The sequence below is a fragment of the Enterobacter soli ATCC BAA-2102 genome (genome assembly GCF_001654845.1).
Classification (GTDB): Bacteria; Pseudomonadota; Gammaproteobacteria; order Enterobacterales; family Enterobacteriaceae; genus Enterobacter; species Enterobacter soli.
This window is the reverse complement of sequence record NZ_LXES01000002.1, coordinates 60,998-74,865: the sequence shown is the minus strand read 5'-3', so window position 1 is coordinate 74,865 and position 13,868 is coordinate 60,998. Positions and strand designations below refer to the sequence as shown.

Genomic DNA, 13,868 nt, shown 5'->3' with positions numbered 1-13,868 from the left:
GCGTAAGAAATAAAAATGTGATGTGAGGTAAATTAATTTTAGGTTGATTTTTGTTGTGGGTGTTTTTCTATATAAACAATGAAGTGATAAATAATTAGTTCCGGTTTTACTGCTATAAAATATGGGCGGCGAGCCTGCCCGCTTCCCCGGTTGCGCAATGCCAGAACACGCTTGCGGGGTTAGCAGGTCGTGTATAGGTTACATCGCAGGGCGTCACCGTTTATTATTGCTCACCGGCATCATCAGTTCCCGCAGGCGTTCAATCCGCGCTTCCGGGCTAAGATAAAGCCAGCGAAATAATATGCGTTCTTTTTGCTTTGCCTGTTTAAAATAGGTGGCAAGATAGTTGAGTTCTTTTGTAAAAGCAGCCATGTGATGTCTCCGGTAAGTGAATACAGGAGTAGACTATGCCGGGAACAGGGAATAAAACAGGGTGCTGTTTTTCAGGTGTTCCGCATTTATATATTGATGAGTGTAATAAACAAAGGACTGTAAACCATGATTTATCTTTTTTGTATTTATATGGCGAATAGGATGCGCAAAAAAAAGCCCCGGGACATCGGGGCTGCGGATAATAAAATCCTAAGGTTAAGTAAGCGTGGTAGCAGGCTGAAAGCTAAGCGGGCAGCGATTTCAACAGTGCGAAAGCCTCCTTCATCCGATCTTCACTAACCACAAAGGCACGTAGCTGCCCGTCATTGTCAGCGCCGCGGGCCACCATGCCCTGCGGCTCAATGGTCAGCTGCCAGTTCAAATCCTGTCGCTGGGTTTCGCCAGCCAGATGCAGCGGCAATTCAGGCGTTTTTACCTTCACCAGCATGGCGGGTAATTTCAGCGGTGCACTGGTCCCGAGCAGATTTTTTGCCAGATACATGGCGCTGAGCTGAATAGGTTGCAGGAAAGGCAATACCTGTCCGTTGATCTCTGCGCAGTCACCCAGGGCATAAATATCCGGCTGTGTGGTTTGCAGGTAGCTGTCGACCTTCACGCCGCGATTTGTTTCTGCGCCCGCACGGTGGGCAAGCGCGGTTTCCGGGCGCAGGCCGGTTGCGGCAATCACCACGTCGACCTCTACGCTGCGCTGACGATCAAGCGTGGCGCGGATGCCGCTTTCGGTTTTGCTCAGACCTTGCAGCTGAGATTTCAGTAGCAGATGCACGCCCATATCGGTCAACCGGTGTTGTAAGCGGCTGCTCACTTCTGCTGGCATCAGTGCGGAAAGGATGCTCGCGGCATGGTCAACCAGGGTGACCGCTTTCCCGGCGCGGCAAAAATCCATCGCCAGCTCGGTACCAATCAGGCCACCGCCGACAATCATCACCCGCTGTGCGTCCCGCAGCCGTGTTTCGTTCGCCTGATATTCCTGCTGGCTGTTCAGCGTCACCATCAGTTCGCGACCTTCAATCGGTGGGACAAAAGCAGCCGCACCTGTTGCCAGCACCAGCTTGTCGTACTGCCAGGTTTTATCCTGGCTCTTCACGACATGCGCGGCGGCATCGATATCCGTCACCCAGGTGTAGGGAAACAGGCGCAGGTTAAATTGCTCCGCGAACTCTCCCGCCGTCTGGCGGGTGAGATCTTCTGCACGCTGATTCTGGCTAATGACATGGCTTAAATCCGGCTTGTTATACTCGTCCATGCTGTCGGCGGCGATAAGCGTCAGCGGCACGTTCGCGTCCTGTTTGCGGATATTTTTCACCAGTTGGCGGGCGGCAAAGCCCGAGCCGATGATCACGATCCCGTTGTTCATTTTGCCTCCGTACCCAGTTCGTCAAAGACGTCTTTACCCAGTGAACATTCAGGGCACAGGAAGTTGTCCGGGACATCGCTCCACGGTGTGCCAGGTGCGACGTCCTGCAACGGTTCGCCCAGTTCCGGGTCGTAAATCCACTGGCAAACGCTGCACTGCATCCGCGGGCCGAGATTTGCCGCCGCGGCAGCCGCACAGGCGCAGGCTTCCTGCTGTTCGGGGGTTTTGACCGTGGCGTCTGGCAGTGGAGCAAGCGCCCACTGACGTGCAATCTCGCGACCATGCTGGCGGCAGATTTCCAGTGCATCGATATCCGGACGCCATTTGGCTTTCAGGCTCATGGACATCTCAAAACCGGCGTCCTGCAAGCGGGTAGACAGGCGGTCAACCGCGCCGCCGCTCCAGCCGTGTGAACCAAAAGCGCTGGCGCGTTTGTTACGGAAACGCAGACCTGTCATCTCTTCCACCAGACCGGCGATTTTCGGCATCATCACGTTGTTCATGGTGGAAGTCCCCACCAGCACGCCTTTGGAACGGAACACGTTGGTGAGGATGTCGTTTTTATCGCTGCGGGCAACGTTGAAGATTTTCACCGCCACGTTCGGGTCAACTTCGTTGATACCCTGGGCAATCGCATCCGCCATCATGCGGGTGTTGTTGGACATGGTGTCGTAGAAAATCGTGATGCGATCTTCCTGATAATCCGCCGCCCATTTCAGATACAGCTCAACGATCTGGGTTGGGTTTTCACGCCACACCACGCCATGAGAGGTGGCAATCATGTCCACTGGCAGATTGAAGCCGAGGATCTCGGTGATTTTTGGCGTTACCAGACGGCTGAATGGCGTCAGGATGTTGGCGTAGTAGCGCTGGCACTGCTCGAACAGTTCGGTCTGATCGACTTCATCATTGAACAGGCGTTCGTCACAGTAGTGCTGGCCGAAGGCATCGTTGCTGAACAATACCGCGTCGCCGGTCATGTAGGTCATCATGCTGTCCGGCCAGTGCAGCATGGGCGTTTCAACGAAGATCAGCTGCTTGCCGTTACCGATATCCAGTGAGTCACCCGTTTTCACGGTGTGGAAGTTCCACTCCGGGTGGTGGTGATGGCCGTTGATTGAGTCGATAGCATTGGTGGTGCAGTAAATCGGGGTATTCGGGATGTAAGACATCAACTCGGTCAGCGCACCGGCGTGGTCTTCTTCTGCATGGTTGATAATGATGTAGTCGATAGCATCCAGATCGATTTCGCTACGCAGGTTCTGCACGAACTCGCGGCTGAATTTGTGATCGACGGTATCGATCAGAATGTTTTTACCTTCACGGATGAGATAGCTGTTGTAGCTGCTGCCGCGCAGCGTTTTGTATTCAGTCCCGTGGAAATCACGCACTTCCCAGTCACGTTGGCCAACCCAATGAATGTTATTTTTAACCAGAATAGACATAGCAACCTCAATTAATACGGCGTTTTCAAATAAGATGTTTTAGCTATATCAAGTTGTGTGCCAACTTTTTATCTGATTGATTTATAAAAATTTAATTATTTATTATCCATAATGAGTAGTCATTATGACTATCTTAAAAGCTGTCAATATGACACTATGTATTGTCAAAATGACAGCGAGGTCGGAATGAGCTTTTCTGTGAACGTACTGGCGAAGATCGCCATTGAACTGCAAACCGGTATTGGTCATCAGGACCGATTTCAGCGGCTGATTTCCACGCTGCGCGATGTGCTGGAATGTGATGCCTCGGCGCTGCTGCGTTACGAAGGGCGGCAGTTTATTCCGCTGGCTATCGACGGCCTGGCCCAGGATGTGCTGGGGCGCCGCTTTACGCTGGAAGGCCATCCGCGCCTGGAAACCATCGCCCGTGCGGGTGATGTGGTACGTTTCCCTGCCGACAGTGACTTGCCTGATCCCTATGATGGGCTGATCCCGGGGCAGGAGAGTCTCAAAGTACACGCCTGTATCGGCCTGCCGCTGTTTGCCGGGCAGAACCTGATTGGCGCCCTGACGCTCGATGGTATGTCACCGGATCAGTTCGATACCTTTAGCGACGAAGAGCTGCGGCTGATTGCGGCCCTGGCGTCCGGCGCTCTGAACAATGCACTGTTGATTGAACAGCTGGAGAGCCAGAACATTCTGCCGGGAAGCCCGGCGGCGTTTGAACAGGTGACCCACACCGAGATGATCGGCCTTTCACCGGGTATGATGCAGCTCAAAAAAGAGATCGACATTGTGGCGGCATCTGATTTGAACGTGCTGATTTTCGGTGAAACCGGCACCGGTAAAGAGCTGGTGGCAAAGTCGATTCACGAAGCCTCTCCGCGCGCGGTGAACCCACTGGTGTACCTCAACTGCGCTGCACTACCGGAAAGCGTGGCGGAAAGTGAGCTGTTTGGTCACGTCAAAGGGGCGTTTACCGGAGCCATCAGTAACCGCAGCGGTAAGTTCGAAATGGCGGATAACGGCACGTTGTTCCTCGACGAGATTGGCGAACTGTCTTTGTCGTTACAGGCCAAACTGCTGCGCGTGTTGCAGTATGGCGATATTCAGCGCGTGGGGGACGATCGCAGCTTAAGGGTGGACGTGCGCGTGCTGGCGGCGACCAACCGCGACCTGCGTGAAGAGGTGCTGGCCGGGAATTTCCGCGCCGATCTGTTCCATCGCCTGAGCGTTTTTCCACTTTCCGTACCGGCGCTGCGCGAGCGTGGTGAGGATGTGGTTCTGCTGGCAGGTTACTTCTGTGAACAGTGCCGCCTGCGAATGGGGCTTTCCCGCGTGGTGTTAAGCCCCGGGGCGAGAACACATCTGTTGAGTTACGGCTGGCCGGGCAATGTGCGCGAGCTGGAACATGCCATCCACCGTGCGGTCGTGCTGGCGCGGGCTACGCGTTCAGGAGATGAAGTGGTGATCCACGCGCGTCACTTTGCGCTGCATGATGAAACCACGCCTGTTGTGACGCAGGACATCCCGGAAATCAGTCACGAGAACCTGCGTGAAGCAACGGAAGAGTTTCAGCGGCAGATGATTACCCGCGCGCTGGAGCAGAATAACCGCAGCTGGGCGGCGTGCGCGCGGGCGCTGGAAACGGACGTCGCCAACCTGCACCGGCTGGCGAAACGTCTGGGTCTGAAAGGCTAGATGATCCCGGCCTGATAGAAATCTTGCAGGTTGATTGCACCGCACAGCTTGCCGCTCTCATCCACCACCGGGGCGGCAGTGATTTTGCGCTTCATCAGCACCTCTTTGGCTTCGATGGCGCGGCTTTCTGCGTTCAGCGTTAGCCCGCCCTGGGTCATCGCTTCAGAAACCTGCGATTCCAGCTTGCCGCCGCCGACCAGCCAGCGACGCAGGTCGCCGTCGGTAAAGACGCCTTTCACAAAACCGCCGTTATCGCAGACGGCAACCAGCCCAAGCCCGGTACGGCTCAGCTCCAGCATCGCGTCCATTACGCTGGTATCCAGTGTGACCTGTGGAATGGCATCGTCGGTGCGCATCAGATGGTGCACTTTATTGAGCAGCCGTGCGCCCAGTGCGCCTGCCGGGTGAGAGCGAGCAAAATCTTCTTCATTAAAGCCGCGCGCCTGCATAACCGCCATCGCCAGCGCATCGCCCATCATCAGGGTATTTACGGTGCTGGAAGTAGGGGCAAGGTGCATCGGGCAGGCTTCACGCTCTACGGAAACATCCAGTACCGCTTTTGCCGCCAGCGCCAGTGGCGAGCGGGATTTTCCGGTCATTGCCAGCAGGGCAACGGCTTTTTCCTGCAAGCGCGGAATGATGAGATCCAGCTCTTTTGCCGAGCCGGAGTAGGAGATAAACAGCATCACGTCGCGGCTTTCAATCATCCCCAGATCGCCGTGCAGCGCTTCTGCCGGATGAACAAAGAACGCAGGTGTTCCGGTACTCGCAAGCGTGGCGGCAATCTTCTTACCGATATGGCCGGATTTGCCCATACCGGAGACGATCACTTTGCCTTCACACTGAATGATGGTGTTCGCCGCACGGACAAAATCATCGCCCAGGCGATCTGGCAGGCGGCTCGCTTCCTGTAATTCGAGTAGCAAGGTCTGGCGGCCAGCGTTTAACAGAAAATCACTCATCTTTGTCTCCGGTTACGATAACGTCGATTCCTTTCTCTTCCAGCGCTTTCTTAAACGCCGGATCGATGCCCGCATCGGTAATCAGCTTATCGACACTTTCAAGGCTGCACACAATATTGGGGCTTTTACGGCCAAACTTTGACGAGTCCGCCATCAAAATCACTTCCCGTGCAGCGTTACACATGGCTTTGCTGACGCTGAACACTTCATTAAACGTGGTCACCCCGGCGTTCAGGTCGATGCCATCCGTCCCCATAAACAGTTTATCAAAGCTGAAGTGGTCGAAGGCATTCTCGGCCAGCTGGCCGTGAAATGAGGCCGATTTTTTACGGAACGTCCCGCCTGGCATCAGGATGGTTTGCTCGCAGTCATTCTCCGACAGGGCGTTGACGATATGCAAGCTGTTGGTCATCACGGTGATGTTGTTAAAGCGGCTGAGCATCGGGATCATCTGCAATACCGTGCTGCCAGCATCCAGGATGATAGAGTCGCCATCGTGGATAAATTTCACGGCAGCTTCGGCAATCAGCGCTTTCTGGTGGGTATTGATCAGCGTTTTGTGGTCGATAGGGGGATCGGCTTCGTCTTTATTGAGCATCACTCCGCCGTAGGTGCGGATGACGGCACCGGAGTTTTCGAGCAACACCAGGTCTTTGCGTATCGTTGTGCCGGTGGTGTCAAAGTAGTGCGCCAGTTCCTCTACCGAGCATTTTCCCTGCTTTTGCAGATGCTCCAGAATGGCCGCCTGCCGCTGACGTGGTTTCATAGGCGCTCTGTTCCTTAAGTTGCAAAATGATAATTTCGCAAGCTTATAGCGTTCACAACGAAATTATCCATGTTTCAGATTAAGCGCTAATGATAGTGCATTCTGACAGAGTGAATCATGGGGAAAGATCACATCAGGCTGCAATTCCTGCAACGATTTGCCGTTAATTGCCTGGATTTTCGCCGGTCGGGCAAAAACCGTTATCCCGCGCATAATGAGCGAATCGCAGACATTGTCGTGTTCATCCAGCGCTATCGCCACGACCACGCGCGGTTTGAAGCGCCCGCCAGAGCGCCCGACACCCACGCGGCCTTTCTGACACAATGCATCAAACGCGCGGTTGAACCGATGAATTTGCCAGCCGCCAAACGCCATCTGGCAGACCCAGGAGATAGCGGCGACGGTGATGAGTGCGGTTACCATGTTGGCTCCTTGTTGTGTTCCCTCTCCCTGTGGGAGAGGGTTAGGGTGAGGGCATCAGGCCGCTCGATCAGAACATCACCTGCCCACCGGTCACATTAATCGACTGTCCGGTGCAATAAGAGGCTTTCGGGCTGGCGTAGAACAGCAGCATATTCAGCACGTCCTGATAATCGCAGCCGCGCTTCAGCGGCACTTTATCGATGTAATACTGCTCTACCTCATCTGCGTTAATCCCAAGCTTGGTGGCATACTGTGGCAACAGGGACTGGAACATCGGTGATTTCAGCAGGTTGCCCAGCATCAGTGAGTGCACGGTGATCCCGTACTCGGCGAGATCCAGCGCCAGAGATTGCGTCAGCCCTACACCACCAAATTTGGCTGCACTGTAACCCGAGTTGTGTTTACTGCCCACTTTGCCGGATTTTGAGTTGATTTGGATGATGCGCCCCTGAATACCGTCGCGGATCATCAGGCGAGAAAACTCGCGAGCACAAAGGAAATAGCCCACCAGATTCACCTGCAAGGAGCGGTCGAAATCGCCCAGCGCAAAGTCGCTGATAAACGCCGCTTTGGCTATCCCGGCGCTGTAAACCAGTAGGTCAGTCCGGCCAAAAATTTCGTCCACGCCGCGGGCAAGCGCCATTACGCTCTGCTCGCTGGTGGCATCGGCGCCAAACCCGTACGCCATCCCTTCACCAAATTCGGTATTAATGGTGTCCGCCACGCGGGCGGCTTTTTCACTCTGAATATCGACAACCGCCACGCGGTAACCTTCTGCGGCAAGCCCACGGCAGAGGAACTCTCCTAAGGTTTGTCCCCCACCAATGACAACGGCAACCTGACTCATATTTCTCTCCTTAAATTACGCAACAAATTTTAATGTGCAGCCCGGGGTAACAGCCTGCGGAACAGGGCCATCCACATGAACAGTGCCGGGATATTCCGCCTGCGGCTGGCCGTCGAACCGCAGGGTGATATGCCCCAGTTCACGCAGATTTTGTTCCGCCACATCGCCAACGGCTGTCACGGCATAACGTGTTTCACCTAGCTCCAGCTGGCTGCCGGGCTTAAGTTCACCGTTCAGCTCGCCGTGACAGTGAATAAAACAGAACTCTTCGATATCCGCCGGTGCGCCTTCGCGAAAGGTAATCAGCATCTGGTCGCTGAGCGCATCGGCCGCGCTCTGGCCGATGCGGGTAATGGTGGTTTGGTAAATCACGGTCATCACAGGAACCTCTTATTGATAAATAAATCCAGAGACAAACCAGGCAATCAGCACCGTCGGTGCACCCGTCAGGAAGCGGCTCACCAGAACCGATGGCACGCCAACGCGCACGGTGTCCTGGCGCGCTTCGGCAAGCGAAAGTCCAACCGGGATAAAGTCACACGCCGCCTGGGCGTTAATGGCAAACAGGGCGGGCAGGGCAAGGTGTGGGGGAATATTGCCCAGACCAATTTGCACGCCAATCAGCACGCCGATCACCTGCGCAATCACCGCGCCTGGGCCGAGGAACGGCGACAGCAGCGGGAAGGAGCAGATCAGCGCAAGCGTCACCAGCCCAAGCGGATGGCTGGCAAGCGGGGCAAGACCGTGGGCAATCCAGTCGCCCAGACCTGATGCCATGATGATGCCGATCAGCGCCGAAACGAATGCCATAAACGGCAGGATGGTTTTCAGCACGGTGTCGATGGTGTCGCGCCCGGACTGGAACAGCACCGCTACTGCCGAGCCCATCCCCATCCCGACTTTTGCCAGCAGGCCGTCGCTCTGCTCGGTGATTTTCTTGCTGGTGTCGTAATCGCGCGGCGCCGCTTTCGCCTCTGTTTTCTGCGGGGCTGCTGCACCATCAGCCAGACGAATGTTGTCTTCTTTCACGCCGGAAACATAAATGTCTTCAACGATGTATTGCGCCAGCGGGCCGGATTTCCCGGTTGAGTGGATATTTACGGTCGGGATACGGCGCTTTGGGTAAATGCCGCAGCGCAAGGTGCCGCCGCAGTCGATAACGGCAACGCCGATTTCGGACTCTGGCGGCTCGCCTTCTTTGAAACCGTCTACCGCTTCCCAGCCGGTCAATTCACGTAGTCTGTCGACAATGGCCGGGCGTGTTCCCGCGGTGATGTAAACAATCTTTTTACCCGGCGTGGCGTCGAGTTCCAGTGGGCCGCCCCAGCCGCCCGTTCCTTTTTCAATACGAATACGGCTCATGCTGTGGCTCCTGAAAGCTGGACGTTTTGTTCAAGCTGAATGCCCATTTTTTTCTCGAAAATTGCTGTGGTGAGGTCGGTCACCCAGCCACGGAAGAAGTTAGTGACCAGGCCAACCAGCAAATAGCTCACCGCCAGCGGGCCGAGCGGCAGGCCAAGCGTCGTCAGGCCGCTGGCAATACCGAGGTAAACAAACAGTTCGCCGGGGTTGATGTGCGGGAACAGGCCGTTCATCGAGTGGCAGCTATAGGATGCGGCGGCGTAATAACTCGGCTTGTATTTCTCTGGCATAAAGCGGCCGAGGCTTAAGGTCATTGGGTTGCAGAACACGAAGGTGCCGATGAAGGGCAGGACAAGGTAACGGGATAACGGATTCCCGGCGCAGCGCTGGGCAAAGCGTTCAATGCGTTTCTGGCCGATAAAGTTAATCAGCGCGTTCATGATAACCAGCAGGCTTATCAGCAGCGGCAGGATCCCGGTCACCATGCCGGTAAACACTTCTCCGCCTTTCTGAAATAGCCCGATGAACCACTCGGCGCCGTGGGTGATGGTATCTATCATTCTTCTCTCCTGTGGGGCTTCTTGTTTTTGTATAACTGCGGCTAATAATAATCACTTTGAAAGGTTTTAAAGTGTTAATCAGATCTCACAATGAAAGAAAAATGTATTATTTTGAAAGTTAATGGGCAAGTGAAAGCTGTTTTGGTTGAAAAAAGCGCAGATTTGCGTTGGGGAGCGTAAAGATTTGGCGGTGGGAGCGAGTACCGCTTCCTTGAGGAGTCGGGGATGCTTTACCATACTGGCATCTTGTCGAACTCGTTAAATGGATGTCCCATGTTCAAGCGTCGTTATGCAGCGCTGTTACCTGCGCTTATTCTGCTTTCTGCCTGTAGTAGCAAACCTAAAACTGAAACCGCTCAGCCCACAGCTGGTGCGCCTTCAGGGGGATTCTTGCTGGAGCCTCAGCACAACACGATGCAGATGGGCGGCGACTTCGCGAATAACCCGGCGGCCGAGCAGTTCATCGATAAAATGGTGAGCAAACACGGTTTTGACAGACAGCAGCTGCATGAGATCCTCTCCCAGGCAAAACGTCTGGATTACGTGCTGCGTCTGATGGACAGACAAGCCCCTACCGCACAGGTGCCGACCGGGCCGAATGGCGCATGGCTGCGCTATCGCAAACAGTTTATTACCCCGGACAACGTGCAAAATGGCGTGGTGTTCTGGAACCAGTATGAAGATGCCCTGAACCGCGCGTGGCAGGTGTATGGCGTGCCGCCTGAAATCATCGTCGGGATCATTGGCGTTGAAACCCGCTGGGGTCGCGTGATGGGTAAAACCCGCATTCTGGATGCGCTGGCAACGCTCTCCTTTAACTATCCGCGTCGTGCCGAATACTTCTCATCTGAGCTGGAAACCTTCCTGTTGATGGCGCGTAACGAGCAGGACGATCCGCTGGATCTAAAAGGGTCGTTTGCCGGGGCAATGGGTTATGGCCAGTTTATGCCGTCTTCCTATAAACAGTACGCCGTCGACTTTAACGGTGATGGTCACATCAACCTGTGGGATCCGGTGGATGCCATCGGCAGCGTGGCAAACTACTTCAAAGCGCACGGTTGGGTACAGGGCGGCCAGGTTGCCGTGCAGGCGAATGGTCAGGCTCCGGGCCTGGAAAATGGCTTCAAAACCAACTACAGCATTTCGCAGCTGGCAGCGGCGGGCTTAACGCCAACGCAATCGCTGGGTAATGCACAACAGGCGAGCCTGCTGCGTCTGGATATTGGTACGGGGTATCAGTACTGGTACGGGCTGCCGAACTTCTACACCATTACCCGTTATAACCACAGCACCCATTATGCAATGGCGGTGTGGCAGTTGGGGCTGGCGGTATCCCAAGCGCGTACGCCAGCGGCGTCTCCGTTTAGTCAGTAAGTCATCTTATTCACCCTCTCCCTGTGGGAGAGGGCTGGGGTGAGGGCATCCGCGCGCATCTATTTCCCGCAGAAACATTTCGCCACACTCCCTTTTATTTCTCCCATTTACATCTTAATTATCTTTCATTATTGTTATGTTATAACATTTGATGTGGTGCTGAGATGTCAACGTCCTTTCTCTCCCTTTCCGCACTGACGCGATTTCTGCTGGCGTTGGTGCTTATTGTCTTTATCGGGCTGGCCGTGCGCTGGGCGGTGGCCTTGCCATGATCGTTATGAATCAACTGACTGCGGGCTATGAACGCCAGCCGGTCACCCGGGCCATTACCGGCGTCATTGAACGCGGGAGCATGACCGCCATTGTCGGTGCCAACGGCTGTGGGAAATCGACGTTATTGAAAACGCTTGCCGGGTTTATCCCGCCGGTGAGTGGCCGCTTTCACTGGCCGGGTAAACGCCCGGTGATCGGCTGGCTTGCGCAGCGTCATGCCCTTGAAGCCCAATTTCCGCTCACCGTGCAGGACGTTGTCAGCATGGGCTGCTGGCCGGGGATCTCGCTGCTGGCCGGATTACGGCGGGGAGCGCGGCTACGTGTCGCCAGCGCGCTTGAGCGGGTGGGGCTGGAGTCGATGGCGCATTCCACTATTGATGAACTTTCTGGCGGCCAGTTTCAGCGAATGTTATTTGCCCGCGTTTTAGTACAGCAGGCCCCGCTGGTGATGCTTGATGAACCCTTTACCGGCGTTGATGAAGCAACCTGCAACGTGCTGATGTCGCTAATGCTGGAGATGTACCAGCAGGGGCAAACGCTACTGGCGGTGCTGCACGACAGCGAGCGCGTGGCGCGCCACTTCCCGCAAACGTTACGGCTGGATTCTGAGATCCCTTTATTTCAAACCGAACGGGTGAGGGTGGCATGATCTGGCATCTCTTTTTCCAGCCGTTCATTGAGTACGGCTTTATGCGCCGCGCGCTGGTGGTGTGCCTTGCGCTGTCTGTCAGCACCACGGCGCTCGGGGTCTTTCTTCTGTTACGTCGCATGAGCCTGATGGGCGATGCCTTGTCACACGCGATTTTGCCCGGTGTGGCGGTGGGGTACTTACTGAGCGGGATGTCACTGTTGGCGATGAGTCTCGGCGGTTTTATCGCCGGGATCGTGGTGGCGCTGGTGGCTGGCCTGGTCAGCCGCCGCACACCGCTGAAAGAAGATGCCAGTTTTGCCGGTTTTTATCTTGGCTCGCTGGCATTGGGCGTCACGCTGGTGTCGCTGCGCGGTTCAAACGTTGACCTGCTGCATTTGCTGTTTGGCTCCATTCTGGCGGTGGATAACGACGCAGCGATGTTCGTGGCGGGCGTGTGCATCTTCACCCTGATTACGCTGGCTGTTTTTTATCGTGGCCTGGTGACGGAAGCCTTCGACACCGCCTGGTTGCAGGTTAACGTCCGCTGGCTGCCAGGCCTGTTGCACGGCCTGTTTCTCGCTCTTCTGGTACTCAATCTGGTGGCTGGTTTTCAGGTGCTCGGCACGCTGATGGCGGTCGGGCTGATGATGCTGCCTGCGGTAGCGGCGCGCTGCTGGGTACGTACGTTGCCAGGGTTGCTCCTGATGGCCGGTATTAGCGGTATTTTTTGCGCATGGTTGGGGTTAAGTCTCTCCTGGGCGGTGAGTTTACCCGCCGGGCCCTCCATCGTACTGACCGCCAGTGCGCTGTTTTTTATTTCGGTTTTATTTGGCACGCGCAGCAGGCTGGCTGGCAGTCTGCGCGCGCTTTTTTAACGCAAGGGGAAAAAATGAAACGTACAGGGTTAGTCGTGGCGCTCGCGCTCGGAATGATGTCGCACACTGTGATGGCGAAAACGCTCAATGTGGTGACCAGCTTTTCGATCCTGGGAGATATCACCCAGGAAGTCGGCGGCAAAAACGTAAACGTGACAACGCTGGTGGGGCCGGATGGTGACCCGCACACCTTTGAGCCGTCACCCAAAGACAGCGCCGCGCTGAGCAAGGCTGATGTGGTAGTGGTGAACGGCCTGGGGCTGGAGGGATGGCTTGACCGTCTGGTGAAGGCCTCTGGTTTTAAAGGCCAACTGGTAGTGGCATCGGCCGGTGTGAAAACACACACGCTGGAAGAAGACGGGAAAACCGTGACGGATCCACATGCGTGGAACAGCGCGGCGAACGGTGCTTTGTATGCGCAAAATATTCTGAATGGGCTGGTGAAGGCCGACCCGGAAGATAAAGCTGCACTGGAAGGCACCGGCAAGCCGTATATCGCACAACTGACCCAACTGGATAGCTGGGCCAAATCACGCTTTAGCCAGATCCCGCAGGAAAAGCGCAAAGTGCTGACCAGCCATGATGCCTTTGGCTATTTCAGCCGCGCCTACGGTGTGACGTTTATGGCTCCGCAAGGACTGTCGTCCGAGAGCGAAGCCAGTGCGGCGCAGGTGGCTGAGATTATCAACCAGATAAAAGCCGATGGCGTGAAAACCTGGTTTATGGAAAACCAGCTCGATCCACGGCTGGTGAAACAGATTGCCAGTGCGACAGGCGCGCAACCAGGAGGCGAACTCTACCCTGAAGCGCTGTCGGCAAAAGGTGGTGTAGCGGATACCTACGTTAAGGCGTTTCGCCACAATGTTGATACCATCGCCGACAGCATGAAATAAGAACCC

The 13,868-nt window shown here is 55.4% G+C and carries 15 protein-coding genes; 5 read left to right on the top strand and 10 right to left on the bottom strand.

The genetic code is table 11. The features are described 5' to 3' along the window. Positions 1-213: 213 nt before the first annotated feature. From M987_RS24875 to norV, 3 genes are all read right to left on the bottom strand, one after another. A complete protein-coding gene (locus tag M987_RS24875; protein ID WP_014071507.1) occupies positions 214-372 on the bottom strand; it encodes a hypothetical protein in 159 nt (52 codons plus the stop codon). Positions 373-616: 244 nt separating this feature from the next. Then, positions 617-1,750 carry an NADH:flavorubredoxin reductase NorW gene (norW, locus tag M987_RS00610; RefSeq protein WP_014071505.1) on the bottom strand — a complete coding sequence of 378 codons (1,134 nt, stop codon included), beginning with the start codon at positions 1,748-1,750 and terminating at the stop codon, positions 617-619. Continuing rightward, positions 1,747-3,195 (bottom strand): anaerobic nitric oxide reductase flavorubredoxin, encoded by a 1,449-nt coding sequence (gene norV / locus M987_RS00605; protein ID WP_014071504.1) that lies wholly within the window; start codon positions 3,193-3,195, stop codon positions 1,747-1,749. The genes norW and norV overlap by 4 nt, the downstream gene beginning before the upstream one ends. Positions 3,196-3,381: 186 nt before the next feature. On the opposite strand from norV, the gene norR reads away from it, so the two are divergent. After that, entirely contained in the window at positions 3,382-4,896 is a 1,515-nt protein-coding gene (gene norR / locus M987_RS00600) for a nitric oxide reductase transcriptional regulator NorR (RefSeq protein ID WP_014071503.1), read from the top strand. Here the strand turns inward: norR and gutQ are convergent. The 7 genes from gutQ to srlA form a co-directional block, all read right to left on the bottom strand. Next, on the bottom strand, positions 4,893-5,858 hold the full coding sequence (gutQ, locus tag M987_RS00595; RefSeq protein WP_014071502.1) for an arabinose-5-phosphate isomerase GutQ: 966 nt from the start codon (positions 5,856-5,858) through the stop codon (positions 4,893-4,895). The genes norR and gutQ overlap by 4 nt on opposite strands. Beyond that, positions 5,851-6,624 (bottom strand): glucitol operon DNA-binding transcriptional repressor SrlR, encoded by a 774-nt coding sequence (gene srlR, locus M987_RS00590; protein WP_014071501.1) that lies wholly within the window; start codon positions 6,622-6,624, stop codon positions 5,851-5,853. Before srlR ends, gutQ begins: the two co-directional genes overlap by 8 nt. Positions 6,625-6,687: 63 nt before the next feature. Then, positions 6,688-7,047 (bottom strand): transcriptional regulator GutM, encoded by a 360-nt coding sequence (gutM, locus tag M987_RS00585; protein ID WP_014071500.1) that lies wholly within the window; start codon positions 7,045-7,047, stop codon positions 6,688-6,690. 67 nt (positions 7,048-7,114) lie between these two features. Further along, positions 7,115-7,894, bottom strand: a complete 780-nt coding sequence (srlD, locus tag M987_RS00580) for a sorbitol-6-phosphate dehydrogenase (RefSeq protein WP_014071499.1) — start codon at positions 7,892-7,894, stop codon at positions 7,115-7,117. A 15-nt stretch (positions 7,895-7,909) separates the two neighbouring features. Next, positions 7,910-8,272: a PTS glucitol/sorbitol transporter subunit IIA gene (gene srlB / locus M987_RS00575; RefSeq protein ID WP_014071498.1), complete on the bottom strand. Its 363-nt coding sequence runs from the start codon at positions 8,270-8,272 to the stop codon at positions 7,910-7,912. A 12-nt stretch (positions 8,273-8,284) separates the two neighbouring features. Then, positions 8,285-9,256, bottom strand: a complete 972-nt coding sequence (gene srlE / locus M987_RS00570) for a PTS glucitol/sorbitol transporter subunit IIB (RefSeq protein ID WP_014071497.1) — start codon at positions 9,254-9,256, stop codon at positions 8,285-8,287. Beyond that, on the bottom strand, positions 9,253-9,816 hold the full coding sequence (srlA, locus tag M987_RS00565) for a PTS glucitol/sorbitol transporter subunit IIC (protein WP_014071496.1): 564 nt from the start codon (positions 9,814-9,816) through the stop codon (positions 9,253-9,255). The genes srlE and srlA overlap by 4 nt, the downstream gene beginning before the upstream one ends. A gap of 273 nt (positions 9,817-10,089) precedes the next feature. Between srlA and mltB the strand changes: the two genes are divergently transcribed. The 4 genes from mltB to M987_RS00545 all read left to right on the top strand — a co-directional run bounded on the left by mltB (position 10,090) and on the right by M987_RS00545 (position 13,862). After that, positions 10,090-11,190 carry a lytic murein transglycosylase B gene (gene mltB, locus M987_RS00560; protein ID WP_168162138.1) on the top strand — a complete coding sequence of 367 codons (1,101 nt, stop codon included), beginning with the start codon at positions 10,090-10,092 and terminating at the stop codon, positions 11,188-11,190. A gap of 268 nt (positions 11,191-11,458) precedes the next feature. Beyond that, positions 11,459-12,112, top strand: a complete 654-nt coding sequence (locus tag M987_RS00555; RefSeq protein ID WP_014071494.1) for a metal ABC transporter ATP-binding protein — start codon at positions 11,459-11,461, stop codon at positions 12,110-12,112. Continuing rightward, positions 12,109-12,969: a metal ABC transporter permease gene (locus M987_RS00550; RefSeq protein ID WP_014071493.1), complete on the top strand. Its 861-nt coding sequence runs from the start codon at positions 12,109-12,111 to the stop codon at positions 12,967-12,969. The genes M987_RS00555 and M987_RS00550 overlap by 4 nt, the downstream gene beginning before the upstream one ends. 14 nt (positions 12,970-12,983) lie before the next feature. Then, on the top strand, positions 12,984-13,862 hold the full coding sequence (locus tag M987_RS00545) for a metal ABC transporter substrate-binding protein (protein WP_014071492.1): 879 nt from the start codon (positions 12,984-12,986) through the stop codon (positions 13,860-13,862). Positions 13,863-13,868 lie beyond the last annotated feature (6 nt).